Source organism: Streptomyces sp. NPDC028907 (assembly GCF_055564995.1).
This window is the reverse complement of record NZ_JBVHVE010000032.1, coordinates 1-23,198: the sequence shown is the minus strand read 5'-3', so window position 1 is coordinate 23,198 and position 23,198 is coordinate 1. Positions and strand designations below refer to the sequence as shown.

At 70.4% G+C, this 23,198-nt stretch carries 24 protein-coding genes, 2 pseudogenes and 2 riboswitches; of the genes and pseudogenes, 8 read left to right on the top strand and 18 right to left on the bottom strand.

The features are described from left to right. Positions 1–101 precede the first annotated feature (101 nt). Positions 102–791, bottom strand: coding sequence for an SDR family oxidoreductase (locus ACZ4UU_RS44520; protein ID WP_471909169.1), 690 nt, complete (start codon positions 789–791; stop codon positions 102–104). A 27-nt stretch (positions 792–818) separates the two neighbouring features. Continuing rightward, positions 819–1,358: an LOG family protein gene (locus ACZ4UU_RS44515; RefSeq protein WP_217215014.1), complete on the bottom strand. Its 540-nt coding sequence runs from the start codon at positions 1,356–1,358 to the stop codon at positions 819–821. Between the two features lie 51 nt (positions 1,359–1,409). On the opposite strand from ACZ4UU_RS44515, the gene ACZ4UU_RS44510 reads away from it, so the two are divergent. Continuing rightward, positions 1,410–1,733: a DUF427 domain-containing protein gene (locus ACZ4UU_RS44510; RefSeq protein ID WP_471909168.1), complete on the top strand. Its 324-nt coding sequence runs from the start codon at positions 1,410–1,412 to the stop codon at positions 1,731–1,733. Between the two features lie 37 nt (positions 1,734–1,770). Next, positions 1,771–2,553 carry an alpha/beta fold hydrolase gene (locus tag ACZ4UU_RS44505; RefSeq protein ID WP_471909167.1) on the top strand — a complete coding sequence of 261 codons (783 nt, stop codon included), beginning with the start codon at positions 1,771–1,773 and terminating at the stop codon, positions 2,551–2,553. A 37-nt stretch (positions 2,554–2,590) separates the two neighbouring features. On the opposite strand, the gene mnmA is transcribed toward ACZ4UU_RS44505, so the two are convergent. Continuing rightward, positions 2,591–3,721: a tRNA 2-thiouridine(34) synthase MnmA gene (gene mnmA / locus ACZ4UU_RS44500; protein ID WP_471909166.1), complete on the bottom strand. Its 1,131-nt coding sequence runs from the start codon at positions 3,719–3,721 to the stop codon at positions 2,591–2,593. Between the two features lie 59 nt (positions 3,722–3,780). On the opposite strand from mnmA, the gene ACZ4UU_RS44495 reads away from it, so the two are divergent. Continuing rightward, a complete protein-coding gene (locus ACZ4UU_RS44495; RefSeq protein WP_471909165.1) occupies positions 3,781–4,446 on the top strand; it encodes an N-acetylmuramoyl-L-alanine amidase in 666 nt (221 codons plus the stop codon). A gap of 36 nt (positions 4,447–4,482) precedes the next feature. Here ACZ4UU_RS44495 and ACZ4UU_RS44490 read toward each other — a convergent pair whose 3' ends face one another. The 3 genes from ACZ4UU_RS44490 to ACZ4UU_RS44480 form a co-directional block, all read right to left on the bottom strand. Next, the gene (locus ACZ4UU_RS44490; protein ID WP_471909164.1) at positions 4,483–5,652 is read right to left on the bottom strand and encodes a cysteine desulfurase family protein; all 1,170 of its coding nucleotides are present in this window, start codon (positions 5,650–5,652) and stop codon (positions 4,483–4,485) included. Positions 5,653–5,829: 177 nt separating this feature from the next. Next, entirely contained in the window at positions 5,830–6,108 is a 279-nt protein-coding gene (locus ACZ4UU_RS44485; protein WP_471909163.1) for a DUF4190 domain-containing protein, read from the bottom strand. Between the two features lie 43 nt (positions 6,109–6,151). Then, a complete protein-coding gene (locus tag ACZ4UU_RS44480; protein WP_471909162.1) occupies positions 6,152–6,304 on the bottom strand; it encodes a hypothetical protein in 153 nt (50 codons plus the stop codon). A gap of 147 nt (positions 6,305–6,451) precedes the next feature. Between ACZ4UU_RS44480 and ACZ4UU_RS44475 the strand changes: the two genes are divergently transcribed. Next, positions 6,452–7,078 (top strand): TetR family transcriptional regulator, encoded by a 627-nt coding sequence (locus ACZ4UU_RS44475; protein WP_471909161.1) that lies wholly within the window; start codon positions 6,452–6,454, stop codon positions 7,076–7,078. 91 nt (positions 7,079–7,169) lie between these two features. On the opposite strand, the gene ACZ4UU_RS44470 is transcribed toward ACZ4UU_RS44475, so the two are convergent. The 3 genes and pseudogenes from ACZ4UU_RS44470 to ACZ4UU_RS44460 all read right to left on the bottom strand — a co-directional run bounded on the left by ACZ4UU_RS44470 (position 7,170) and on the right by ACZ4UU_RS44460 (position 9,681). After that, positions 7,170–7,586 carry a hypothetical protein gene (locus tag ACZ4UU_RS44470; RefSeq protein WP_471909160.1) on the bottom strand — a complete coding sequence of 139 codons (417 nt, stop codon included), beginning with the start codon at positions 7,584–7,586 and terminating at the stop codon, positions 7,170–7,172. A 152-nt stretch (positions 7,587–7,738) separates the two neighbouring features. Then, positions 7,739–8,714, bottom strand: a pseudogene (locus tag ACZ4UU_RS44465) (helix-turn-helix transcriptional regulator). A gap of 76 nt (positions 8,715–8,790) precedes the next feature. Beyond that, entirely contained in the window at positions 8,791–9,681 is an 891-nt protein-coding gene (locus ACZ4UU_RS44460; RefSeq protein WP_471909159.1) for a thioesterase family protein, read from the bottom strand. 133 nt (positions 9,682–9,814) lie between these two features. Between ACZ4UU_RS44460 and ACZ4UU_RS44455 the strand changes: the two genes are divergently transcribed. Next, positions 9,815–11,059 carry an alpha/beta hydrolase gene (locus tag ACZ4UU_RS44455; RefSeq protein WP_471909158.1) on the top strand — a complete coding sequence of 415 codons (1,245 nt, stop codon included), beginning with the start codon at positions 9,815–9,817 and terminating at the stop codon, positions 11,057–11,059. Here ACZ4UU_RS44455 and ACZ4UU_RS44450 read toward each other — a convergent pair. The 9 genes from ACZ4UU_RS44450 to ACZ4UU_RS44410 all read right to left on the bottom strand — a co-directional run bounded on the left by ACZ4UU_RS44450 (position 10,968) and on the right by ACZ4UU_RS44410 (position 20,762). After that, on the bottom strand, positions 10,968–11,624 hold the full coding sequence (locus tag ACZ4UU_RS44450; RefSeq protein ID WP_471909157.1) for a trimeric intracellular cation channel family protein: 657 nt from the start codon (positions 11,622–11,624) through the stop codon (positions 10,968–10,970). The two genes, ACZ4UU_RS44455 and ACZ4UU_RS44450, sit on opposite strands and share 92 nt — an antisense overlap. Positions 11,625–11,687: 63 nt before the next feature. After that, entirely contained in the window at positions 11,688–12,893 is a 1,206-nt protein-coding gene (locus tag ACZ4UU_RS44445; RefSeq protein WP_471909156.1) for an ABC transporter ATP-binding protein, read from the bottom strand. Then, the gene (locus tag ACZ4UU_RS44440; RefSeq protein ID WP_471909155.1) at positions 12,890–13,984 is read right to left on the bottom strand and encodes an ABC transporter ATP-binding protein; all 1,095 of its coding nucleotides are present in this window, start codon (positions 13,982–13,984) and stop codon (positions 12,890–12,892) included. The genes ACZ4UU_RS44445 and ACZ4UU_RS44440 overlap by 4 nt, the downstream gene beginning before the upstream one ends. Beyond that, positions 13,981–14,988 carry an ABC transporter permease gene (locus ACZ4UU_RS44435; RefSeq protein ID WP_471909154.1) on the bottom strand — a complete coding sequence of 336 codons (1,008 nt, stop codon included), beginning with the start codon at positions 14,986–14,988 and terminating at the stop codon, positions 13,981–13,983. The genes ACZ4UU_RS44440 and ACZ4UU_RS44435 overlap by 4 nt, the downstream gene beginning before the upstream one ends. 70 nt (positions 14,989–15,058) lie before the next feature. Continuing rightward, entirely contained in the window at positions 15,059–16,810 is a 1,752-nt protein-coding gene (locus tag ACZ4UU_RS44430) for an ABC transporter substrate-binding protein (RefSeq protein WP_471909153.1), read from the bottom strand. A 76-nt stretch (positions 16,811–16,886) separates the two neighbouring features. After that, positions 16,887–17,885 carry an ABC transporter permease gene (locus ACZ4UU_RS44425; protein WP_471909152.1) on the bottom strand — a complete coding sequence of 333 codons (999 nt, stop codon included), beginning with the start codon at positions 17,883–17,885 and terminating at the stop codon, positions 16,887–16,889. 362 nt (positions 17,886–18,247) lie between these two features. After that, on the bottom strand, positions 18,248–19,048 hold the full coding sequence (locus ACZ4UU_RS44420) for an enhanced serine sensitivity protein SseB C-terminal domain-containing protein (RefSeq protein WP_471909151.1): 801 nt from the start codon (positions 19,046–19,048) through the stop codon (positions 18,248–18,250). Between the two features lie 168 nt (positions 19,049–19,216). After that, positions 19,217–20,008, bottom strand: a complete 792-nt coding sequence (locus ACZ4UU_RS44415) for an enhanced serine sensitivity protein SseB (protein ID WP_471909150.1) — start codon at positions 20,006–20,008, stop codon at positions 19,217–19,219. Between the two features lie 79 nt (positions 20,009–20,087). Beyond that, a complete protein-coding gene (locus ACZ4UU_RS44410) occupies positions 20,088–20,762 on the bottom strand; it encodes an AAA family ATPase (protein WP_471909149.1) in 675 nt (224 codons plus the stop codon). 170 nt (positions 20,763–20,932) lie between these two features. Next, a riboswitch (glycine riboswitch) is annotated at positions 20,933–21,031 on the top strand. Beyond that, positions 21,032–21,158: riboswitch (glycine riboswitch) on the top strand. Positions 21,159–21,230: 72 nt separating this feature from the next. On the opposite strand from ACZ4UU_RS44410, the gene gcvT reads away from it, so the two are divergent. From gcvT to ACZ4UU_RS44395, 3 genes and pseudogenes are all read left to right on the top strand, one after another. Then, positions 21,231–22,349 carry a glycine cleavage system aminomethyltransferase GcvT gene (gene gcvT, locus ACZ4UU_RS44405; protein ID WP_471909148.1) on the top strand — a complete coding sequence of 373 codons (1,119 nt, stop codon included), beginning with the start codon at positions 21,231–21,233 and terminating at the stop codon, positions 22,347–22,349. 195 nt (positions 22,350–22,544) lie between these two features. Further along, positions 22,545–22,922 carry a glycine cleavage system protein GcvH gene (gene gcvH / locus ACZ4UU_RS44400; RefSeq protein ID WP_062717581.1) on the top strand — a complete coding sequence of 126 codons (378 nt, stop codon included), beginning with the start codon at positions 22,545–22,547 and terminating at the stop codon, positions 22,920–22,922. A 16-nt stretch (positions 22,923–22,938) separates the two neighbouring features. Then, positions 22,939–23,198, top strand: a pseudogene (locus ACZ4UU_RS44395) (serine hydroxymethyltransferase); the annotation flags it as partial.

Sequence of the window (23,198 nt, the reverse complement as noted above, 5' to 3'; positions counted from 1 at the left end):
GGGCTGAAGTACTCAGCCCCTCCGGCGTTTGAGGAGCGGGGTCTGGGGCGGAGCCCCAGAAGGATGGGACGGGTAGGGGCGGCGGGGGCGAGGAAAGGCGGTTACCTGCCCGGGCGTACCGTCAGGTCGTTCACCTCCGCGTCCCTCGGGAGGTCCAGGGCCATGAGGATCGTCGTCGCCACCGACTCGGGGTCGATCCACTTCGACGCGTCGTACTCCTTGCCCTCCTGCTGATGGACCTTGGCCTGCATGGGGCTCGCCGTGCGGCCGGGGTAGACGGTGGTGACCCGGACGCCGTTGCCGTGCTCCTCGTGACGGAGGGAGTCCGCGAGGGCCTTGAGGCCGTGCTTGGACGCGGCGTACGCGGACCAGTCGGCGTGGGCGCTGAGCCCCGCGCCGGAGTTCACGAAGAGCACGTGACCGCGCGCGGCCCGGAGCTGCGGGAGGAAGTGGCGGGTCAGTTCGGCCGGGGAGATCAGGTTGACGTTCAGCTGGTGGCGCCAGGACTTCGGGGTCAGGTCGCCGACCGGCCCGAGGTCCACCACTCCCGCGATGTGGAGCAGGGAGTCCACCCGGTCGGGGAGCGACTGGTGGGAGAAGGCCCAGGACAGCTTGTCCGGATCCGAAAGGTCGCCGACCAGCGTCTTCGCGCCGGGGAACTGAGCGGCCAGCTCCTTCGCACGGCCCGCGTCGCGCGCGTGGAGGACGAGATCGTCCCCGCGCGCGTGCAGACGGCGGGCGACGGCCGCGCCGATGCCGGAGCCCGCTCCGGTGATCACATGTGTAGCCATGCCCGCCATGCTCGCATCAGGCGACGGTCACGCCACTCCCCGGCTCTCCTCCAGGTAGGCCAGCGCCCCCACCGGCTCCTCCGCGAAGAACACCAGGTCGCTCAGCGGGCGGGGCAGGAAGCCCTCGTCCTCCATGCGGCGGAACTGTTCCTTCAGACCGTCGTAGAAGCCCGCCGTGTTGAGCAGGACCACCGGCTTGTCGGTGTGGCCGTGCTTCTTCAGCTCCAGGATCTCCGTCGCCTCGTCCAGGGTCCCGGTGCCGCCGACCATGATCACCACGGCGTCGGCCTTCTCCAGGAGCAGCTTCTTGCGCTCGGCCAGGTCCTTCGCGATCACCATCTCGTCGACGCCGGGGCGCACTTTGGCGGCCAGGAACTCCACGGAGACCCCGGCCAGCCGGCCACCCGCCTCCTGCACGCCGTCGGCCACGACCTTCATCAGACCCACGTCGGAGCCGCCCCACACGAGCGTGTGCCCGCCCTTGCCCAGCAGTTTCGCGAACTCGCGCGCGGGGCGTGTGTAGCGGTCGTCGAGGTCGGCGGCGGAGAGGAAGACGCAGATTCGCATGGAGCCACCGTACGCGGGAAGAACCCGGCGTCCGCGAGTGCTTTTCCGAATATGGCTGACGGACACACGATCACGATCGAGCAGGGCACGCGGCGCGTACGGGTCGTCCACGGCGACCAGGTCCTCGCGGAGAGCGAGCGGCCGCTCGTCCTGCGGGAGACGGGCTGTCCTCCGCGGTACTACATCCCGGCCGAGGACGTACGCCTGGACCTGCTGACGCCCTCCGACAGGCACACGTACTGCCCGTTCAAGGGAACGGCCTCCTACTGGTCGCTGCCGGACGCGGCGGACCTCGTCTGGTCGTACCCGGACCCGAAGCCGGACGTGTCCGCGATCAAGGACCACCTCTGCTTCTACGAAGTCGAAGTGTCGTGAACGATTAGTTCCGCCCCATACGGCAATCTCCACAGACATGGACAAGAACACCAATTCGGCCGACGGTACCTCCATCGCGTACGAGACCAGCGGTGCCGGCCCGGCGGTGATCCTCGTCAGCGGGGCGATGTCCACCGGAGGCACGCTGGCGCCGCTGGCCGTGCCCCTGGCGGATCGGTTCAGGGTCGTCACGTACGACCGCCGAGGGCGTGGTGAGAGCGGGGACACGCAGCCGTACGCGGTGGAGCGCGAGGTCGAGGATCTCGCGGCGCTGATCGAGGCGGTGGGCGGGGAGGCGGCGCTGTGCGGTGTCTCGTCGGGCGGGGCGCTGGTGCTGGAGGCGGCTGCGAGCGGGCTGCCGGTGCGTCAGGTCGCGGTGTACGAGGTGCCGTTCGCGGACTTCGTGGAGGGCGGCGCGGCGCAGCGCTCCGAGTACACGGCGAACCTGACCGAGGCGCTCGCGCAGGGCAGGCGCGGGGACGCGGTCGAGCTGTTCCTGCGGCTGACCGGGATGGCCGAGCAGATGATCCAGGGCGCCCGCCAGTCCCCCATGTGGCCCGGCATGGAGACCATCGCGCCGAGCCTCGCGTACGACGACGCCGTGCTGGGCGACGGCATGGTGCCCCGGGAGCGGCTGGCCTCGATCGGCGTTCCCGTGCTGTCGGTGGCGGGCGGCGCGAGCCCTGCGTGGATGCGGGAGGCGGCGCGGGCGGTCGCGGAGGCCGTGCCCGAGGGGACGTACCGGAGCCTTGCGGGGCAGACCCACATGGTGGAGCCCGAGGTGCTGGGGCCGGTGCTGGCGGAGTTCTTCGGAGGGTGACCGGTGCCGGGTACGCGCGCGTGGCCGGCAGCCGGCCTCAGACGGTCGTGGGCGTCGCCCGCACCGTGGACGCGATCGTCGCCGAGCCCACCACGCGCGTGCCGTCGTACAGGACGACCGCCTGGCCGGGGGCGACGCCGCGGACGGGCTCGGTGAAGGTGACCTCCAGGGTGCCGTCGATCAGCTCGGCGGTCACCTCGGTCTCGCCGCCGTGGGCGCGCAGCTGGGCGGTGTAGGTGCCGGGGCCGGTCGGGGCGGCGCCGCACCAGCGGGGCTTGATCGCGGTCAGGGCGGTCACGTCCAGGGCGGACGCCGGGCCGACCGTCACCGTGTTGTTCACCGGGGAGATGTCGAGGACGTAGCGCGGCTTGCCGTCGGCGGCCGGGGTGCCGATGCGCAGGCCCTTGCGCTGGCCGATGGTGAAGCCGTACGCGCCCTCGTGCGTGCCCAGCTTTGCGCCGGACTCGTCGACGATGTCGCCCTCGGCCTTGCCGAGGCGGTTCGCGAGGAAGCCCTGGGTGTCGCCGTCGGCGATGAAGCAGATGTCGTGCGAGTCGGGCTTCTTGGCGACGGCGAGGCCGCGGCGCTCGGCCTCCGCGCGGATCTCGTCCTTGGTCGTCACCGTGTCGCCGAGCGGGAACAGGGCGTGCGCCAGCTGCTTGTCGTCCAGGACTCCGAGGACGTACGACTGGTCCTTGGCCATGTCGGAGGCGCGGTGCAGCTCGCGGGTGCCGTCCTCGCGCAGGACGACCTGCGCGTAGTGGCCGGTGCAGACGGCGTCGAAGCCCAGGGCCAGCGCCTTGTCGAGCAGGGCGGCGAACTTGATCTTCTCGTTGCAGCGCAGGCACGGGTTGGGGGTGCGGCCGGCCTCGTACTCGGCGACGAAGTCCTCGACGACGTCCTCGCGGAAGCGGTCGGCGAGGTCCCACACGTAGAACGGGATGCCGATGACGTCTGCGGCGCGGCGGGCGTCGCGCGAGTCCTCGATGGTGCAGCAGCCCCGCGCGCCCGTGCGGAAGGATTGGGGGTTCGCGGAGAGCGCGAGGTGGACGCCGGTGACGTCGTGGCCCGCTTCGGCCGCGCGGGCGGCGGCGACGGCGGAGTCGACCCCGCCGGACATGGCGGCGAGGACGCGGAGGGGGCGGGAGGGCTGCGCGGTGTCAGTCATAACCCTTCCAGGGTACGGGGCGCGGGAACCAGGGCCCGCGAGTATCCGTTGACGATCACATGGGACAGCGGAAGGCTCCGAAGGACGGCGACCGGAAGGTCGGGCGTCGTGCGTTGCTGATCGGCGGGACGGTGGCAGCGGCGGGCTCGGCCGTGCTGGCCCGCGACGAACTCGCTCGCCTGTGGTGGCGGGTGCCCGGCGTGGAGAAGCCGCGCAAGGACGGCGAGGTCGACTTCGCCGGGGCGCGCTGGGTGGCGGCGTCGGACGCGAACTGGCGGCGGGCGGACCGTCCCGACGACTACGGCGTGGACATGGTGATCATCCATGTCACCCAGGGCAGCTTCGACAGCGCGGTGAAGGTGTTCCAGGACCCGGAGCACGGCGCGGCCGCGCACTACATCGTCCGCAAGGACGGCCACGTCACGCAGATGATCCGCGAGCTGGACGTGGCGTACCACGCGGGCAACCGCGACTACAACGAGCGCAGTGTCGGCATCGAGCACGAGGGCTTCGTGGATCGGCCGCAGGACCTCACGGACGAGATGTACGAGGCCTCGGCCCGGCTCACGGCCCGAATATGTGCCCGCTACGACATCCCCGTCGACCGTGAGCACATCATCGGGCATGTGGAGGTGCCGGGGACGGACCACACGGACCCCGGGAAGCACTGGGACTGGGACCGGTACATGAAGCTGGTGCGGGCGGCGCGTACGGCACAGGCGTGATCCCGCGGCGGCCTCCCGGCCGCCCCTGGACGGCCCTCAGGTGAGGCCGGCCGCCCGCGCCCGTTCCACCGCCGGGCCGATGGCCTTGGCGACCGCCTCGACATCGGCCTCCGTGGAGGTGTGACCGAGGGAGAAGCGTAGGGTGCCGCGGGCGAGGTCCGGGTCGGTGCCGGTGGCCAGCAGGACGTGGCTGGGCTGGGCGACGCCGGCGGTGCAGGCGGAGCCGGTGGAGCACTCGATGCCCTGGGCGTCCAGGAGCAGCAGCAGGGAGTCGCCCTCGCAGCCGGGGAAGGTGAAGTGGGCGTTGGCCGGGAGGCGGCCGCCGGGTGCCGGGTCGCCGCCGAGGATCGCGTCCGGGACGGCCGTTCGGACCGCTTCGACCAGGGCGTCGCGCAGGGCGCCGATCTCGGAGGCGAACCACTCGCGCTGTTCGGCGGCGAGTCGGCCGGCGACGGCGAAGGAGGTGACGGCGGGGACGTCGAGGGTGCCGGAGCGCACATGCCGTTCCTGGCCGCCGCCGTGCAGGACGGGGACGGGGGTCTGGTCACGGCCGAGGAGCAGGGCGCCGATGCCGTACGGCCCGCCGATCTTGTGGCCGGAGACCGTCATCGCGGCGAGGCCGGAGGCGGCGAAGTCGACCGGGACCTGACCGAAGGCCTGGACCGCGTCGGCGTGCAGGGGGACGTCGAACTCACTCGCCGCGTCGGCCAGTTCACGGACCGGCATGACGGTGCCGATCTCGTTGTTGGCCCACATCACGGTGGCCAGGGCGACGTCGTCGGGGTTGCGGGCGATGGCTTCGCGCAGGGCGTCGGGGTGGACCCGTCCGTGGGAGTCGACGGGGAGGTACTCGATCGTGGCGCCCTCGTGCTCGCCGAGCCAGTGGACGGCGTCGAGGACGGCGTGGTGCTCGACGGGGCTGGCCAGGACGCGGGTGCGTGCCGGGTCGGCGTCGCGGCGGGACCAGTACAGCCCCTTGACCGCGAGGTTGTCGGCCTCGGTGCCGCCAGAGGTGAAGACGACCTCGCTGGGGCGGGCGCCGAGCGCTTCCGCGAGGGTCTCGCGGGCCTCCTCGACGGTGCGCCTGGCGCGGCGGCCGGACGCGTGGAGGGAGGAGGCGTTGCCGGTGACGCTCAGCTGGGCGGTCAGCGCCTCTGCCGCCTCCGGAAGCATGGGGGTCGTCGCGGCGTGGTCGAGGTAAGCCATGGTGGCGACGATTCTACGGGGCCGCTGCGCTGGGCTTGAGCGGCGGGCGCCCTGCCCGTGTTCAGCTTGACGTCGGTCGCGTGGCACCCGGCGATGCAGGCCGTGCCCACCCGTTCCGCCTGCGGAACGTCTGCCCACGGTGGTGGGCGGTCCCGTCGGCGACGGTGGCGACGCTGGCTAGAAGCTCCAGGACAGCGTGTTGTCCATCTCCACGAACGCCAGCAGAACCAGCAGGTCGGCGACGCCCAGGCCCATGCCCAGGTAGGCCCGGCCCTTGCGCTGGGTGCCGCGCCACAGGGACGCCGCGGCCAGGACGATGGCGGTCGGGCCGAGGAAGAGGTTGAAGACGAGGATGCCCAGGAGGCCCAGGATGAAGGACGCGACGGCCATGCCGTCGGCGTCGCGGGTGCGGGGGCGGGTGGTGGGGCGGCCGGTGGCCGGGGCGGTGAGTTGCACGGGTGTCAGCTCCTGAGAAGTCGGTGCGGTGCGACGGCGTGGGTCAGTTGCGGCGGGCGCGGCGCTCGCGGGCGGCGAAGATGGCCAGCCAGACGGCGATGACGGCGGCGGCTACGGCGCTGAAGGCGAGCGGTGCGTGGGCCACGGTGCCCAGCAGCACGCCCAGCAGCAGGAGCGCGGCGACGAGGAACAGCATGGGATCGGATCCCCCTCTGAGATCTCTCTCGTTGATCTCACTCGTTACGTCTTGGTGAACAGTTGTAGTTACAGTTGTTCACTGACTTCAGAGTCTAGCGCGCTCCACGGCTTTTCAATTCCAGAGAACAGTTGTTAACTGCATGGTATGAGTCACACCCTCGGCATCCGGCAGGCCCAGAAGCAGAAGACCCGGCAGGCGCTCCTGGACGCGGCCTTGGGGCTGCTGGAGGAGCAGAGCCTGAGCAGCCTGGGCCTGCGCGAGGTCACACGCGCCGTCGGCGTCGCGCCGACCGCCTTCTACCGGCACTTCCGCTCCACCGCCGACCTCGGCGTCGCCCTGGTCGAGGAGGCGCTGGGCAGCCTCCACCCCATGATCCGTACGACCGTCTCCTCGGCCGGCGACAGCGACCAACGCATAGAGCGGGCCGTCGGATTGATCGCCCACCACGTCGAGACGCACCCGGCCCACGTCCGCTTCATCGCCCGCGAGCGGCACGGCGGGGTGCAGTCGGTGCGGCAGGCCATCCAGGACCAGCTGGCCCGTTTCACCGAGGAGGTCAAGGCGGCGCTGGCCAAGGACCCGGTCTCCGAAGGCTGGAACGACGACGACCTCCTCATGCTCGCCCACCTCTACGTCGACCAGATGCTGATGACGGCCTCGCTGTTCCTGGACGCCCTGGAGGCGCCGGAGGAAGAGCGCCGGCGCGTGGTCCAGGTCGCCACCCGCCAGATGCGGTTGATCAGCATCGGCCGGGAACACTGGCTGGATTGAGCCCCCGCCAGAACACGACGAGGGCGGCACCCCGTTCACCGGGAGTGCCGCCCCTGCCGTAGGGCTGCCGTACCGCGCCCTGTGGCCCGCGTCAGCTCTTGGTCGCCGTGGCCGCCGCGCTCGGCGCTCCGCTCGGGGCACCGCTCGGCGCCGCGCCGCCGCCCTGGCCACCGCCCGGTCCGCCACAGCCGCCGCCCTGCCCACCACCGGGGGCGCCCTGACCGCCCTGCGCTCCCTGGCCGCCCCCGCCCGGCCCACCGGACGGCGCACCGCTGGGCGCACCGGACGCACCCGCCGACGGCGCCCCGGAGGGCGCACCGCTCGGCATGTCCGAAGGTGCCCCGCTCGGCGCACCGCTCGGAGCGCCCGACGACTGCCGGCACGACGACTGCCGGCCGGAGTCGCCGCTGTTCGAGGTCGACGACGAGTCGCCGGACCCGCAGGCCGCCAGGGCCAGGGGCGAGAGCGCCAGCAGGGCCACGGCGGGGAGGAGACGCGCACGCTTCATGAGAAACAGCTCCATGGAAGATGAGGAAGTCCTGGGGCGGGCACTCAACCAACGCCGCTTAGGGCTTCCTTGAGGACCCGCTGTCGACGGCCTGTGCGCCGGGCAGAACACCCCTCAAGTCACCCCGCTGACCTGCGGATTTCCTCGACCGCTCACCCTACTCGCTGGTACAAGGCCGTGACAGAGGCGGCCGCGCGCGCCAGTTCGTCCCGCACCTCGGGCGGTGAGACGACCTCCACCCGGTCCGAGAACTGCAGGAGTTGACGCGCCTCGCCGACAACTCCCAGCGAGAGACGGACGGTGGCCCAGTCACCCCCGCCCGCACCCTCGCCCTCGCCCCCGGGGAGCGAGACCAGCGAGGACGCCATGAGCCGCAGAAACAGGTCGAGCCGGTCGCACCGTACGCGCGCCGTCACGTCGATACCGCCCGGCCGATCCTCCACCTGGCGGGGCAACACCTCCCAGACGTCGGCGAGTTCGGCACCCGGCCGACGTCGCACGACGTCGTCCAGAACCCGGGCCGACCGCACCCGGTCCACGCGGAACAGCTGCGGGCCGCCTCGCCGGTCGGCGACCAGGTACCAGACACCGGCCTTGGAGACCAGGCCGTACGGGTCGACGGTGTACGTCCGCGGCTCCCGCTCGCCGCTGTGCCGGTAGCGCAGCCTGAGGCGCCGGTCGGCGAAAACCGCGTCCTGCAACACGTCGAGGTCCAGGGCGGGTTGCGGGCCGCCCTTCCAGCGCGTGGCGTCGACGAGGATGCGGCGCGAGGTCACCCGGCGGCCGGGCGGTGCGGCGCGGGAAGGGCGGCCATCACCTTGCGCAGCGCGGAGCCGAGCGCCGCGTCCAGGCCGAGGGCGGCGTGCGCGCCCTGCGCGGCCAGGATGAACAGGGCGCGGGACTCGTCGGCGGTCAGACCGGTGGCGTCCGTACGGAATCCGGCGAGGAGTCGATACCGCCGTGCCGCCCGCGCTCGGCGTAGACCGGGGCGCCGGATGCCGAGAGGGCTTCCACGTCCCGGTAGATGGTGCGGACCGACACCTCCAGCCGCTCGGCGAGTTCCGGGGCGGTCACCCGGCCGCGCGTCTGGAGGAGCAGGAGGATCGACAGGAGACGGTCGGACTTCACCTCACCACGAACTCAGCTCACGACGAACTCAGCTCACCACGATCGCAGCTCACCACGATCGCAGCCTGTCCCCGCGTCAGCTCAACCGCGCCCGTGCCAGCTGCCTCGACTGGGCCACCAGCCGGTCCGCGCTGTCCCAGACCTCCGCGTCCTCCTCGAGGAAGCCGCCCGCGAGGTTGCGGGTCGTGATCGACACCCGCAGCGGGCCCGGCGCCGGGCGGCAGCGTATGTGGACGGTCAGTTCGACCGTCGGGACCCAGCCGGAGATGCCGATCTCGAACGCGGTCGGAGGCAGGGCGTCGACCGCCAGGAGCAGCGAGAGCGGATCGGCGTCGCGGCCGTCCGCGAGTCCGAACCAGGCCCGCATCTCGCCCTTGCCCGAGGGCGAGCCCAGTGCCCAGCCCAGGGTGGACGGGTCGAGCTTGAGCATCAGACGGTCGACGATGGCCGAGCTGCCGTCGACGGGGGCGCCACCCGACGGTAGTCCGACATCAGATGCAGTGTCCTCGGAGCCGAAGCAGTGCTCCATGGGCGGGAACGCCGGCGGCTTGGCCGTCGTACGCACGTCGTCGGGGAGGGAGTCGAGGTCGCCGTAAGAAGCGAGGACGCGGATCCGCTCGACCTCGCGGCCCTGCTCGTCGTGCTGGAAGAGCGAGGCCTGGCCGGTCGACAGGGTCCGCCCGGCGCGCACCACGTCCGTGCGGACCACCGCGGGGCCGGGCTGTGACGCCGTCAGATAGTGCGCGGAGATCGTGAACGGGTCGCTGTGCGGGAGGGCGTCCGCGAGGGCGCGGCCGAGCACGGCCAGCAGATAGCCGCCGTTGACGGCGCTGATGATGGTCCAGCCGGCGGAGAGGTCGATGCCGTAGACGCCGGGCTCGCGCAGGGTGAGCGCGGTGTCGCGGTCAAACTCGCTGTCGCCGATCGTGGCCCGCGGGGCCGTTGGGGCGGAGGCTGCTTCTGGCATGGGTGAACGGTACAACAGCTAACTACTAAGCGGTAGCTTTTTCGCTCTGGCCGTGGGCGAGATGTAAGCAACTTTTCGGTAAGTGTCCCCGCCCGTCCGAAACCCGGAGACCGATCTCCCCCTCTATGAGGACATGAGCCTCACCGGGACCCCGTTCCTCTACACGCTGATCGCGCTGTGTGCCGTCGCCGTCGCGCTGCCGCTGGTCCTCTGGTCCCGGGTGCGCGGACCCAAGGCCGTGCGGGCCGTCGCCCGGGTGCTGATGCTGCTGTTCGCCCAGGGCACCGCGGTCGCCCTGGTGTTCACGATGGTCAACAACTCCAACCAGCTGTACGACAACTGGGGCGACCTGCTCGGCACCAGCGACCATGTCCACGAGGCCGCCGACCTCGGGGCGAGCGGCACCGGCGGGATAGCGCTGGAGAAGCTGCCGAAGGTGCGGCAGACCTTCAAGCCGGGCAAGGGGCCGGGCATGCGCTCGGACGGCGGCGTGCTCGTCACCCAGCTCAAGGGCCGGGTCTCCGGGGTGCATGCCGAGGTCAACGTCTGGCTGCCGCCGCAGTACCGCGACCCCGCCTACCGCGATCACAAGTTCCCGGTCGTCGAGGTGCTGCCGGGCTACCCGGGCTCGTCGAAGGCCTGGTACGGGGCCATGGACGCGCCCGAGCAGCTGGCTCCGCTGATGCGCAGCGGCCAGATCGAGCCGTTCATCATCGTCTCGCCGCGCACCACGCTGCTGCCGGGCAAGGACACCGGCTGCGCCAACATCCCGGGCAAGGTGAACGCCGACAGCTGGCTCAGCATCGACGTGCCGAAGATGGTCATGGACAATTTCCGGACCCAGGCGGCGCCGGACGGCTGGGCGGTGGCCGGGTACTCGGCGGGCGCGCACTGCGCGGCGAAGCTGGCGGTCGCCCATCCCGACCGGTACCGGGCCGCGGTGAGCATGTCCGGCTACAACGACCCGATCGCCGTCCCCCAGTCGCTGGCCGGCAAGTCGCCCGCGCTGCGGGCCGCGAACAACCCGTACGTGATCCTCAAGGAGTCCCGGGTCCCGCCGCGCGTGGCGCTCTACCTTTCGGGTCAGCCGAAGGACGGTTACGAGGCGGCCATGGCGATCCAGCGGGTCGCGAAGGCGCCGACGACCGTGAACGTGGTGTTCATCCCGAGCAGCGCGGGCGGTCACACCATGGCGCTGTGGAAGCCGCAGGTGGTTCCGGCGTTCCGCTGGCTGACCGACGTGATGGGGTCGCGCGAGACCCGTACGGCTCCGGGCTCCGGCGGCACTACTCCTCTCGCACCGTCGACCGCCGGTTCCAGGCACGCGGAGCTCGCCAGTGGTAGCGCATCGCCAGCAGGCGCAGCACGAAGGCCGTGACGGCCGCGAGGGTGCTGGTGAGCGGGGTCAGCGCGTCGTAGTGGATGCACAGCACGGTCATCGTGGCGCCGACGATCGCCGGGACCGCGTACAGGTCGCGGTCCCAGCGCAGCAGTGACGGCACCTCGTTGGCGAGGACGTCCCGCAGCACACCGCCGCCGACGGCCGTCGCGAGCCCGAGGGTGGCGGACGCGGTGAGGTTGAGGCCGTAGTCGTACGCCTTCGCCGTCCCGGCGACGCAGAACAGGCCGAGGCCCGCCGCGTCGAAGACGTTCACGCCGGTCTGGATGCGCTCCACGTGCGGGTGGAGGAAGATCACCAGCAGCGCGGCGAGCAGCGGCGTCAGGAAGTACCCCAGGTCCGTGAAGGCGGCCGGGGGCACGGCGCCGATGATCACGTCCCGGAACAACCCGCCGCCCAGTGCGGTGACCTCGGCGAGCACGGCGATGCCGAAGACGTCGAAGTTCTTGCGGACCGCCAGCAGGGCGCCGGAGATGGCGAAGACGAAGATGCCGATCAGGTCGAGCGTGTGCTGGACGGACGGGCTGAACAATTGCTGGAGCACTCGTACATTCTTGCGTAGCCCAAGGCCCCCACCTTGCAAAGGAAGGCGGGGGCCCGAGCCCGGTTACTCGCTTTCGTCCGTGGACGACTTCGCGGGTGCCTCCTCGGGCGCTTTCGCGGCCTTCTCGGCAGCCGCCGGCTCCCCCGGCTCCCCCGACACCTCGTCCGGCACCAGCTCCGCGGCCTCCTTGGCCGCGGACAGCAGCACCGTGTCCTGCGGCTGCTGGTCCGCGAAGTCCTCCGGGTGGTGGCAGGCCACCCGCTGGCCCGGACGCAGCTCCGCCAGTGGCGGCTCCGTCGTGCGGCAGACCTCCGTCGCCTTCCAGCACCGCGTGTGGAAGCGACAGCCGCTCGGCGGGGCGATCGGCGAGGGCACGTCGCCGCGGAGCAGAATCCGCTCGCTCTTCTGCGTGCGCCGCCTGGGGTCCGGGATCGGCACCGCCGACATCAGGGCCTTGGTGTACGGGTGCATCGGCGACGCGTACAGCGAGTCCCGGTCGGCCAGCTCCACGATCTTGCCGAGGTACATCACCGCGATGCGGTCCGAGACATGCCGTACGACGGAAAGGTCGTGCGCGATGATCACGTACGTCAGCCCGAGCTCGTCCTGGAGGTCGTCCATCAGGTTGACGACCTGCGCCTGGATCGACACGTCGAGCGCGGAGACCGGCTCGTCGGCCACGACCATCCGGGGCTTGAGGGCCAGCGCGCGGGCGATGCCGATGCGCTGACGCTGACCGCCGGAGAACTCGTGCGGGTAGCGGTTGTAGTGCTCAGGGCTCAGGCCCACCAGTTCGAGGAGGCGCTGGACCTCCTTCTTGACGCCGCCCTCGGGCTCGACGCCCTGGAGCCGGAACGGCGCCGAGACGATGCTGCCGATGGTGTGCCGAGGGTTCAGCGAGCCGTACGGGTCCTGGAAGATCATCTGCACATCGCGGCGGAGCGGGCGCATGCCGCTCGTGCCCAGGTGCGTGATGTCCGTGCCGTCGAACTCGATCCTGCCGCCGCTCGGCTCCAGCAGCCGGGTGATCAGCCGGCCCATGGTCGACTTGCCGCAGCCGGACTCGCCCACGACACCGAGGGTCTCGCCCCGGCGCACCTCGAAGTCGATGCCGTCCACGGCCTTGACCGCCCCGACCTTCCGCTGGAGGAGGCCCTTCTTGATGGGGAAGTGCTTGACCAGGCCCTCGACCTTGAGCAGCGGTTTCTCGTCGCCGGCCGGCGCGGCTTTCACGGCCGCCGCCGCGGCCCCGGTCTCAGTCTCGCTCACAGCTTCGGCGCAATCTCTTCGGTCCAGATCCGGGTGCGGTCCTCCTGCGACAGGTGGCAGGCGGTGAAGTGCCTGCTGCCGACCTCGCGCAGCTCGGGGCGCTCGGTGCGGGTGATCCCGCCCTTGGGCACGTCCGCGTACGGGCAGCGCGGGTTGAAGGCGCAGCCCGAGGGGACGTTGATGAGGCTCGGCGGCTGGCCCTTGACCGGGATGAGCCGGTCGGTCTGCGCGCGGTCGATGCGCGGCATGGAGCCGAGCAGGCCCCAGGTGTAGGGGTGCGACGGCTCGTAGAAGATCTTGTCGACCGGGCCGCGCTCCACGCAGCGTCCGCCGTACATCACGAGGATGTCGTCGGCGATCTCGGCGACCACGCCGAGGTCGTGCGTGATGATGACGACCGCGGAGCCGAACTCCTTCTGCAGATCCCGGATCAGGTCGAGGATCTGCGCCTGCACGGTGACGTCGAGCGCGGTGGTCGGCTCGTCCGCGATCAGCAGTTCGGGGTTGTTCACCAGCGCCATGGCGATCATCGCGCGCTGGCGCATACCGCCGGAGAACTCGTGCGGGTACATGTCCACGCGCTTGTTCGGCTCCGGGATGCCGACGCGGTCGAGGAGTTCGACGGCGCGGCGGCGGGCGGTCTTCTTGTCGACCTTGTTGTGGACCCGGTACGCCTCCACGATCTGGTTGCCGACCGTGTAGTACGGGTGCATGGCCGACAGCGGGTCCTGGAAGATCATCGCCATCTGCCGGCCGCGCATCCGGCGGACCTCGTCGGGGCTCGCCGAGACGAGTTCCTTGCCGTCGAGCCAGATCTCGCCGGACATCTGCACGTTCTTGCCGCGGTTGCCCAGGCGGTGCAGGCCCATGACGGCCAGCGAGGTCACGGACTTGCCGGAGCCGGACTCGCCCACGATGCCGAGGGTCTTGCCCTTCTCCAGCTGGAAGGAGAGACCGTCCACGGACTTGACCAGGCCGTCGTCGGTCGGGAAGTGCACCTTGAGGTCGCGCACTTCGAGGAACGCCCGGGGCGGCTCGCCGGCACGTACGGGCTCGCCCACGGCGGCCCCGGACTTGGACAGGTCGGTCACGAGAGCCTCACCCGCGGGTCGATCGTGGCGTACAAGAGGTCCACCACCAGGTTCATGAAGACGACGAAGAACGCCGCGAGCAGGGTCACGCCGAGGATCGGGGGCAGGTCGTTGGCGGTGATCGCCTGTACCGCGTACTCGCCGATGCCGTGCAGGGAGAACACCGTCTCGGTGATGACGGCACCGCCGAGCAGCAGGCCGATGTCCATGCCGAAGACCGTCACCAGCGGGGTCAACGCGGCCCGCAGACCGTGTCGGACGACGACCTTGCGCTCACGCAGACCCTTGGCCCGAGCGGTGCGGATGAAGTCCTCGCTCATGGTCTCCAGCATGCCCGAGCGGGTCAGCCGGGCGTAGATGGCCGAGTAGAGCAGGGCCAGCGAACACCACGGCAGGAACAGGGTGTTGGCCCACTGGGACGGGTTCTCGGTGAAGGGGACGTACGTTCTGCCGAAGATCTCCAGCTTGTAGCTGAACAACAGCAGGGCCAGCTGCCCGGTGAAGAACATGGGCAGGGAGACGCCCGCCAGGGCCACGCCCATGGCGGACCGGTCGAAGAACGAGCCCGGTTTGAGAGCGGAGATGACACCGGCCGCGATACCGCCGACCAGCCACAGCACGGCGGCGCCGACGGCCAGCGAGAGGGTGACCGGCAGTCGTTCGGTCAACTGGGGCCAGACCTCGATGTGGTCCTTGAAGGAGTAGCCGAAGCAGGGGGCGTCACAGCGGACGGTGGTGGGGCCGAGGTCGTAGGTGGCGCCGGAGACGATCCCCTTGATGAAGTCCCAGTACTGGACGTAGACCGGCTGGTCGAGACCGAGGTTCGCCTTGACCGCCGCGATGTCCTCGGGGGTGGGGTTCTTGCCGATGTACTGCTGTGCCAGCTGGTCGGCGGTCTGCCCGGCGAGCTTCGGCAGGATGAAGAAGATGCCGAAGGTGACCGCGGTGACGACGAGCAGCAGGACCAGTGCCGCGATCGTCCGGCGGATGATGTACGAGATCACGAGGACCGGCGCCGGCGCCCGCGGATGACTTTAGTCCGCGGGCGCCAATGCCTTCACCTGCCTTCCGGGGCTACTTCTCGGCGGTGCCGACGTTGAGGTAGTCGTACTGACCGCTCCAGGCGGACGACGACACCAGGTTGGTGGCGTGCGGCGTGCGGTACAGCAGGACCTTGAAGTAGGTCAGCGGCACGATGGCGGCCTGCTCCATCATCTTCTGGTCGATCTCGGTGTACGCCTTGGTGCGGGCGGCCTCGTCGGTGTTGCCGATCGCGTCGTCCAGCAGCTTGTTGATCTCGGGGTTGTCCAGCTCGGACAGGTTGGTGTTGCCGGACTGGCTGATGGCCTTGCCGTGCGCGATCTGCTGCAGGAAGCCGTAGCCGGTGGGCCAGTCGGCGCCCCACTGCATCATCATCAGGCCGATGTTGTTCTTCTTGTTGAACTTGGGCACGCCCGCGTAGTCGGAGAAGTACTTGCCGGACGGGTACTGCTTGATGTCCGCGTCGATGCCGACCTTCTTCAGCGCGCCGACGATCGCGGTGGCCGCGTCGACCTCGCCCTGCCGGTCGGTGCGGGCCGAGATGGAGGTCTTGAAGCCGCCCTCCTTGCCGCAGGCCTTCAGGTGCTCCTTGGCCTTGGCCACGTCGCCCTTGTTGTCCTTGGTGGCGTACTGGTCGGCCTTCTCGTAGCCGGTGACGTCGGTGGGCAGGACCGTGGTGGCGATGTCACCGCGGAGCGGGCCGCCCATCGCGGTCTGCACGGCGGTCTTGTCGATCGCGTACTCGACGGCCTTGCGGCACTCAAGGTTGTTGAACGGCGCCAGCTTGGTGTTGATCGCCGCGTAGATCAGGCGACCGCCCAGCGCGTTGTCCGTGTTGGCCATCTGGGCCTTGTCGTTCAGGATCTGCGCCTGGGTCTGCGCGTCGACACCGGTTCCCTGGATGTCGATCATCGTGTCCCCGGACATCACGTCCTTGTCGATCGTGGCCTTGTTGACCTTGAGGTTCACCACGATCTTGTCCGGGTACTGCTTGCGCAGCGGGTCCGTCTTGGCGTCCCACTCGGGGTTGCGGACCAGGACGATCTGCTTGCCCTCCTCGTACTTCTCGAACTTGTACGAGCCGGAGGAGACGACCTTCTTGGTGTAGTCCACACCCGTGTCCTTGGCCCGCGGCACGGGGGCCGTCTGCGGGGCACTGACGAGGTAGTCGAACTCCGAGAACGCCTTGTTCAGGTGGAAGACGATCGTGTGGTCGTCCGGGGTCTCGATGGACGAGATGCCCTTTTCGCTCTTGTCCTTGTACGGGCCCTTGTAGTCGTCCGGGTTGTCCAGCAGGTTCTGGAAGTAGTTGGGGCCGAGCGAGAGCACGTCACGCGCGAAGTTCGAACGCTCCACGGCGTACTTGACGTCCTTCGAGGTGACCGCGGTCCCGTCCTCGTACTTGACGCCCTGACGGATCTTGTACGTCCAGGTCTTGCCGCCGTCGCTGGGCGTGCCCGCGCCCTCGGCGAGGTCCGGGACGAGTTCGTTGCCCGCCTCGCCGGGGCCGGGCTTGAAGGTCATCAGGGGACGCGCGTAGAGGCGGCTGAAGTTGTAGCCGTACGCGTAGTACATGTTGCCCGGGTCCAGGGACTCGGGGGCGTCGGAGCTCGCGTAGGTGACCGTTCCGCCCTTGTGGGTGGAGGCGTTCACCACTCCCTTGGTCGCGGCGTTCGCGCCGGCGCCCTTGGGCGTGTCGGCGCCGTCGTCGGCCTTGCTGCAGCCCGCGAGAAGCAGGCCGGCGCTACTGGCGACCGCAATCGCGGCCATTGCTGACCTTCGCATGATGGTCGGATTCCCCTTCGTAGGTGGACACTTGGGTGGGACGTCGGGTCGCAGTCGGGTGCGGCGACCGCGGACGTCAGCGGCTGCGGGGGTCGAGTGCGTCCCTCAGGCCGTCACCGAGGAGGTTGAAGGCCAGCACCGTGATGAAGATCGCCAGGCCGGGGACGATCATGTACTGGGGGTCGACCTCGAAGAAGTCGACGGCCTGGTTGAGCATTCCGCCCCAGGATGCCTGGGGCGGCTGGATGCCCACACCGAGGAAGCTCAGCGAGGCTTCGAAGAGGATGTTCGTCGGGATGAGCAGCGTCGAGTAGACGATGATCGGCGCGACGAGGTTGGGCAGCAGTTCCTTGAAGAGGATGTACGGGCCGCCGGCCCCCATCCCCCGGGAGGCGTCGACGAACTCCCGCTCGCGCAGGGCCAGGGTCTGGCCGCGCACGATGCGCCCCATGTAGGGCCAGTTGAAGAAGCCGATGACGAAGATCAGCACGGAGATGTGCAGGGGCAGCCCTTCGAGGCCGAAGGCACCGCCCTGGAGCGTCGCGGAGATGGCGATGGCGAACAGGAGCAGCGGGAACGCCAGGAACGTGTCCATGAGCCGGCTGACGACGGTGTCGACCCGTCCGCCGTAGTAGCCGGCGACCAGGCCCATCACGGTGCCGATGACGACGGACAGCAGCGTCGCGCCGAAGGCGACGACCAGCGAGACCCAGGAGCCCTCCAGGATGCGCGCGAGGATGTCCCGGCCGAACTTCGGCTCGACACCCAGCGGGTGATCCCAGCTCATCCCGCCGAAGTCACCCTTGGGCAGAGAGGTGTTGGGGTCGATCAGGTCCTGGTGGAAGGCGTTGGGGTCGAGGCCCAGCAGCGCCTGGAGCGGACGGGACAGTACCGCCACGAGGATGAGCAGCACGACAACGATGCCGCCGACTACCGCCACTCTGTCCCGTTTGAAGCGGGACCAGGCGATCTGTCCGAGCGACCGGCCCTCGATCTTCTTGGCCTCGACCCCCTTCAGCACGGCCTCCGGCTGGGCGTCGGCCTGCGATCCGGTGGTCTCGATCGGTGCCGTCACGGTGAGTCTGACCCCTCTCGGCCGACGGTTGTCGGCCCCCCTGGCTGCCGCGGTAGCGGTTGCTCCAACTCGCACACAGGACCTACCGGTCCGTGTCTTGCCGGGAGTCTTCAACGCTTTGGCGATCTGTTGCCAGAGCTGGCAAGGAAAGTATGCGCAACCGTGATGCTGTCTGCGGGGTTCCGTTATCCGAACAGCGGGTAACGGCGGGCGGACGCACGCCAGTTGGGGCGTATGAGGGCGGACCGGGACCTTCCGATCGCATCTACGCGCGGAGATTCACCTGGGAAACGGAAGCCGCGGACCCTTTGCGCCTACGACAGCCGGGGCACCGACCGCTCGGTAGGTTAGCCCATGAATGATCAGTAACGGCCCTGTGGCGGTGGGTAGCCGTACCCGGACGCCGGAGCCTGCACCGGAGCCGTGGCGTGCGCCTCGCGGTCGTAGAACGGGCGGGCGGTCGCTCGCATCCACATCGCGACCGGGTCGTCCTCGTCCGACATCGCCACGGTCGAGACGGGCAGCCCGTCCGGGACCGCGCCGATCGACTGGAGCATCATCGAGCGCACCGAGTCCACGGCGGGCGGGCTGGTGTCGTACACGTCCAGCCCGATCGCGAGATACGGCGCGCCGAGCGCCGGCTGCACCCAGGCGCGGCGCAGCGAGCGGACGGCGGGGGTGCGGTGGGCGTTCTGCGCGAGCAGGGCGTAGAACTGCGGGATCTCGATGCCGGGCTCCGACAGGCGGAGCGGGCCGGCGGGCTGGCGGTCCAGGCCGGTGGCGATGCGGCGCAGGTCGAGCCACGGGATGCCCACGCCGCCGCCCGGGGCGTGCGGGTTCAGCCAGAGGCCGAAGTGGTCCGGGTAGAGGGTGCGGGCCACGTCGATGCCGTCGACGACCTCGTAGGAGCGGTTCCAGCCGCTGGCCGACAGCTCCTGGGCGGAGGTGACGCAGGGGGCGTAGCCGTGGCCCTCGACCTCCATGTTCCCGTACTGGGCGTCCGGGGAGCCGGCCTGGCCGTGCCACAGCAGCATCCAGACCTGCCCGGTGTTCGGGGTGGCGAGGGCGCGGAGGAGCGCCTCGTAGGCGTCGTAACGCCCCGGCGTCACCTGGCGCAGCATGTGCTCGACCTGGCCGGTCGCCGCGGTGCCGCTCGCGCTCACCTTTTACCGCCCTTTCGGGGAACCGTGGGTTTCACTGCCAGCTTAGGCGCTCCGCTGGGGGAGCCGCGGAGAGCTCGGAGCCCATTGTCGTCTGACGGACTGCGGGTCGTGCGTGGCTTGTCGCGCAGTTCCCCGCGCCCCCAAGGGGGCGCTGCCCGTCACCGGCGCCTAGAAATCCCGCTGATAAAACGGGCGTACCTTCTGCCTCATCCAGTCGATCACCGGGTCCTGGGCCACTTCCAGGAGGACCAGGTTGACCGGCCAGGGGACCGGGGTGCGGCCGAGGGCCCGGGCGAGGGCGTTCATGGGTGCCGCGCGCAAGTCGCCCTCCCAGGAGGAGAGTTCCACGCCGACGAACATCGCCGGGTGGGCCGTCTCGATCGCCGCCAGACAGCGGCGGGCCGTGGTGACGACGCCGGTCTCGGCGAACTCGGCCGAGGCCGCCGCGAGGAAGTCGACCGGGTCGTCCTGCCAGTCGGGTTCGTAGAGCTTGACGCGGCCGCCGGAGGTGAGGCCGTCCAGCGGGGTGCGGCCCACCCGGCAGAGCTCGGCCACCGCGGCCGGAGGCAGGGGGATGCCGACCGTGCCGTCGGGGTTGACAGCGATACCCACCTGCGGCGGCAGACCCCGGGCGAATTCCACGGCGGGGGCGACGGTGTGCGACATGTGGGCCCCGACGACCTGGCGGAACTGTTCCTCGGAGCTGAAGACCGGGACGTACGCCTGGCCCGCTATCTCCACGGTCGGCAGGTCCAGGGGACCGCTGGCGGGTCCGCCGCCGTTGGGCAGGGGCACCCAGACGAAGCTGCGGCCCAGCACCTCGATGATCCGGCCGCCGGCCGAGGGCACGCCGAGGGAGGCCGAGAGCACCTCCTCCAGTTCGTTGCCCGGCCAACCGCCGTGCCCCTGGAGGTGTGCCCCTGCCGGGAAGTCCGCGGGGAGATCCGCTGCGAAGTCCATCTCTCTGACCACCTGCTGTGAACCACGTCTGTGGCTCAGAAGGCTATCCGGTGTCCGCGCCGTGCGACCCCGTGGCCGTTCAGCCCGTGAAGCCGATGTGGCGCAGGGTGTCCGCCGCCTCCCGGTCGATCAGCACCGCGGAGCCGCAGCCCTGGGGCAGGCTGCCGTCCTCCACCGAGGTCAGCAGGCGGGCCGCTGCTCGGCGGTGGCGCAGGAAGGCGTACCGCGAGACACCACGGCCGCGCTCGCGCTGGCCCTCCAGGGCGGTGTCGGGGGCGACGTCGAGCAGCAGCAGGTGCAGGCTGCCGCCGCGGCGGCGGGCCTCGCGGGCCAGCCAGCCGCGCACCCAGGCCTGCGTACCGCAGTCGTGCACGACGACGCCCTCGCCGGAGCGCACGGCGCGGCGCAGTGCGGTGTAGTGGGCGAGGCGGACCAGGGGACGGTAGATGGCGTAGGGGAGGAAGCGGGGCATGCGGGTGTCCCAGCGGTCCCGGGTGTCCTGGGAGTCGATGCGGGTGCCCTGCACCGCCCTCTTCATCAGCGTGGACTTGCCGCTGCCGGGCAGGCCGGTGATCACGACGAGGTCCTTGGGGCCGAAGAGGAGCGCGCGCGGGCTGCGTCCGGAGCGCTCGCGCAGATCACGGACCACGGGTGCCAGGCACCTGCCGCGGGCTTCGGCCGCCGGGGCCACGGGCTGCTTGGGCAGCGCCATGCCCGAGGTCGTGGCGTACGCCGTAGTGCGGTTCACCGTCATCGTCCTCCTCCGGGGTCAGGATTCCCCGTCCCCACTGAGCGTAAAGAGAAGGTAATGGATGATCTCTCGCATTTTCGTTCACTTCCTGCCACAAGCCGGTTACAGACACGGCCTGCCGTTGACGGGCGCGGGCGTGCAATGATGTGCGCGCCAACTGCATACCGGCCGTTTGAATCCGCGCGGGAGAGTCCCCAGCAGTGCATCGCTGGGGCGCCGAAGGAGCAAGTCCCTCCCTTGAATCTCTCAGGCCCCGTTACCGCGCGGGCGAGGCACATCTGAAAAGCGGGCCGCTCTGTCTCTACCCGGGACACGCGGCCCCACCCAAGGTGCAAGCCGTCGATCGTCCCTGTGGCGGTCGGGGCGAACCTCTCAGGTTCCGATGACAGATGGGGAGGAACGACCTCGCCCTCCCCCACGCTCGAATTCGCTCGCGCGGGGGGACCCCCATCGCCTTGGGAGACACGTCCGATGAGCAGCACTGACCCCCGTCGTACCGCGCTCGATGCCCTGCATCGCTCGCTCGGCGCGACGATGACCGACTTCGCCGGCTGGGACATGCCCCTGCGGTACGGCTCCGAGCGCGACGAGCACAACGCCGTGCGGACGAAGGCCGGGCTCTTCGACCTCTCCCACATGGGCGAGATCACCGTCACCGGCCCCGGGGCGGCCGCCTTCCTGAACCACGCCCTGGTCGGCAACATCGCCTCCGTCGGCGTCGGCCGCGCCCGCTACACCATGATCTGCCAGGCCGACGGCGGCATCCTCGACGACCTGATCGTCTACCGGCTCGCCGACACCGAGTACATGGTCGTCGCCAACGCCTCGAACGCCCAGGTCGTGCTGGACGCCCTGACCGAGCGTGCGACCGGCTTCGACGCCGAGGTCCGCGACGACCGGGACGCGTACGCGCTGATCGCGGTCCAGGGCCCCGAGTCCCCGGGCATCCTGAAGTCGCTCACCGACGCCGACCTCGACGGCCTGAAGTACTACGCCGGCCTGCCCGGCACCGTCGCCGGCGTCCCCGCCCTCATCGCCCGCACCGGCTACACCGGCGAGGACGGCTTCGAGCTGTTCGTGAAGCCGGAGCACGCCGTCGAACTGTGGCAGGCGCTGACCAAGGCGGGCGAGGGCGTCGGGCTGGTCCCGTGCGGCCTGTCCTGCCGGGACACGCTGCGCCTTGAGGCGGGCATGCCGCTGTACGGCAACGAGCTCTCGACCTCCTTGACCCCCTTCGACGCCGGGCTCGGCCGGGTGGTGAAGTTCGAGAAGGAGGGCGACTTCGTCGGACGCGAGGCGCTCGCCGCGGCCGCCTCCCGCGCCTCGGAGAACCCGCCGCGCGTCCTCGTCGGCCTGATCGCCGAGGGGCGTCGCGTCCCGCGCGCCGGGTACCCGGTCGTCGCCGGCGGCGAGGTCATCGGCGAGGTCACCTCGGGTGCGCCCTCCCCCACCCTCGGCAGGCCGATCGCGATGGCGTACGTCGACGCCGCGCACTCGGCGCCGGGCACGGCCGGGGTCGGCGTGGACATCCGGGGCAGCCACGAGCCGTACGAGGTCGTGGCGCTGCCGTTCTACAAGCGGCAGAAGTAGCGCCGTACGGAGAGACTGGCCCAGACGCGAGGACGGGCCCGGACGCGAAGGCCGGCCCAGATCCGCAGACCGGACCACAAGTAGAGACCGACAGCGGCCCCCGTGCGTGACCCTGCGCACATTCGCGCTGCTCACACGCGTTTCCAGTAGTCCCCCATTCATCACCACTCCCGCGCGTACAGGAGAATTCAGGCCATGAGCAACCCCCAGCAGCTGCGCTACAGCAAGGAGCACGAGTGGCTGTCGACCGCCGAGGACGGCGTCTCGACGGTCGGCATCACCGAGTTCGCGGCCAACGCGCTCGGCGACGTCGTCTACGCCCAGCTCCCCGAGGTCGGCTCGACCGTGACCGCGGGTGACACCTGCGGTGAACTGGAGTCGACCAAGTCGGTGTCCGACCTGTACTCCCCGGTCACCGGCGAGGTCACCGAGATCAACGAGGACGTCGTGAACGACCCGGCGCTGGTGAACTCCGCCCCCTTCGAGGGCGGCTGGCTGTTCAAGGTACGCGTCACGGAGGAGCCGGCCGACCTGCTCTCCGCCGACGAGTACGTCGCCCACACCGCCGGCTGAGGAGTCACACCCCCTTATGTCTGACAAGTCGCTTCTGAACACCCCCCTGCACGAGCTGGACCCGGCCGTCGCCGCCGCGCTCGACGCCGAGCTGGAGCGCCAGCAGACCACCCTGGAGATGATCGCCTCCGAGAACTTCGCGCCCGTCGCGGTCATGGAGGCCCAGGGCTCGGTCGCCACCAACAAGTACGCCGAGGGCTACCCGGGCCGCCGCTACTACGGCGGTTGCGAGCACGTCGACGTCGCCGAGCAGATCGCCATCGACCGGGTCAAGGA

What these genes read in the sequence shown, in the direction of transcription:
- ACZ4UU_RS44470 (WP_471909160.1), bottom strand. Translation starts at nt 7,586, where the DNA reads ATGAAGCGTGCGCGTCTCCTCCCCGCCGTGGCCCTGCTGGCGCTCTCG.
- ACZ4UU_RS44520 (WP_471909169.1), bottom strand. Translation starts at nt 791, where the DNA reads ATGGCTACACATGTGATCACCGGAGCGGGCTCCGGCATCGGCGCGGCC.
- ACZ4UU_RS44455 (WP_471909158.1), top strand. Translation starts at nt 9,815, where the DNA reads ATGAGCCTCACCGGGACCCCGTTCCTCTACACGCTGATCGCGCTGTGT.
- ACZ4UU_RS44480 (WP_471909162.1), bottom strand. Translation starts at nt 6,304, where the DNA reads ATGCTGTTCCTCGTCGCCGCGCTCCTGCTGCTGGGCGTGCTGCTGGGC.
- ACZ4UU_RS44475 (WP_471909161.1), top strand. Translation starts at nt 6,452, where the DNA reads ATGAGTCACACCCTCGGCATCCGGCAGGCCCAGAAGCAGAAGACCCGG.
- ACZ4UU_RS44430 (WP_471909153.1), bottom strand. Translation starts at nt 16,810, where the DNA reads ATGCGAAGGTCAGCAATGGCCGCGATTGCGGTCGCCAGTAGCGCCGGC.
- ACZ4UU_RS44410 (WP_471909149.1), bottom strand. Translation starts at nt 20,762, where the DNA reads ATGACGGTGAACCGCACTACGGCGTACGCCACGACCTCGGGCATGGCG.
- ACZ4UU_RS44490 (WP_471909164.1), bottom strand. Translation starts at nt 5,652, where the DNA reads ATGGCTTACCTCGACCACGCCGCGACGACCCCCATGCTTCCGGAGGCG.
- ACZ4UU_RS44515 (WP_217215014.1), bottom strand. Translation starts at nt 1,358, where the DNA reads ATGCGAATCTGCGTCTTCCTCTCCGCCGCCGACCTCGACGACCGCTAC.
- ACZ4UU_RS44415 (WP_471909150.1), bottom strand. Translation starts at nt 20,008, where the DNA reads ATGGACTTCGCAGCGGATCTCCCCGCGGACTTCCCGGCAGGGGCACAC.
- mnmA (WP_471909166.1), bottom strand. Translation starts at nt 3,721, where the DNA reads ATGACTGACACCGCGCAGCCCTCCCGCCCCCTCCGCGTCCTCGCCGCC.
- ACZ4UU_RS44505 (WP_471909167.1), top strand. Translation starts at nt 1,771, where the DNA reads ATGGACAAGAACACCAATTCGGCCGACGGTACCTCCATCGCGTACGAG.
- ACZ4UU_RS44460 (WP_471909159.1), bottom strand. Translation starts at nt 9,681, where the DNA reads ATGCCAGAAGCAGCCTCCGCCCCAACGGCCCCGCGGGCCACGATCGGC.
- gcvT (WP_471909148.1), top strand. Translation starts at nt 21,231, where the DNA reads ATGAGCAGCACTGACCCCCGTCGTACCGCGCTCGATGCCCTGCATCGC.
- ACZ4UU_RS44495 (WP_471909165.1), top strand. Translation starts at nt 3,781, where the DNA reads ATGGGACAGCGGAAGGCTCCGAAGGACGGCGACCGGAAGGTCGGGCGT.
- gcvH (WP_062717581.1), top strand. Translation starts at nt 22,545, where the DNA reads ATGAGCAACCCCCAGCAGCTGCGCTACAGCAAGGAGCACGAGTGGCTG.
- ACZ4UU_RS44510 (WP_471909168.1), top strand. Translation starts at nt 1,410, where the DNA reads ATGGCTGACGGACACACGATCACGATCGAGCAGGGCACGCGGCGCGTA.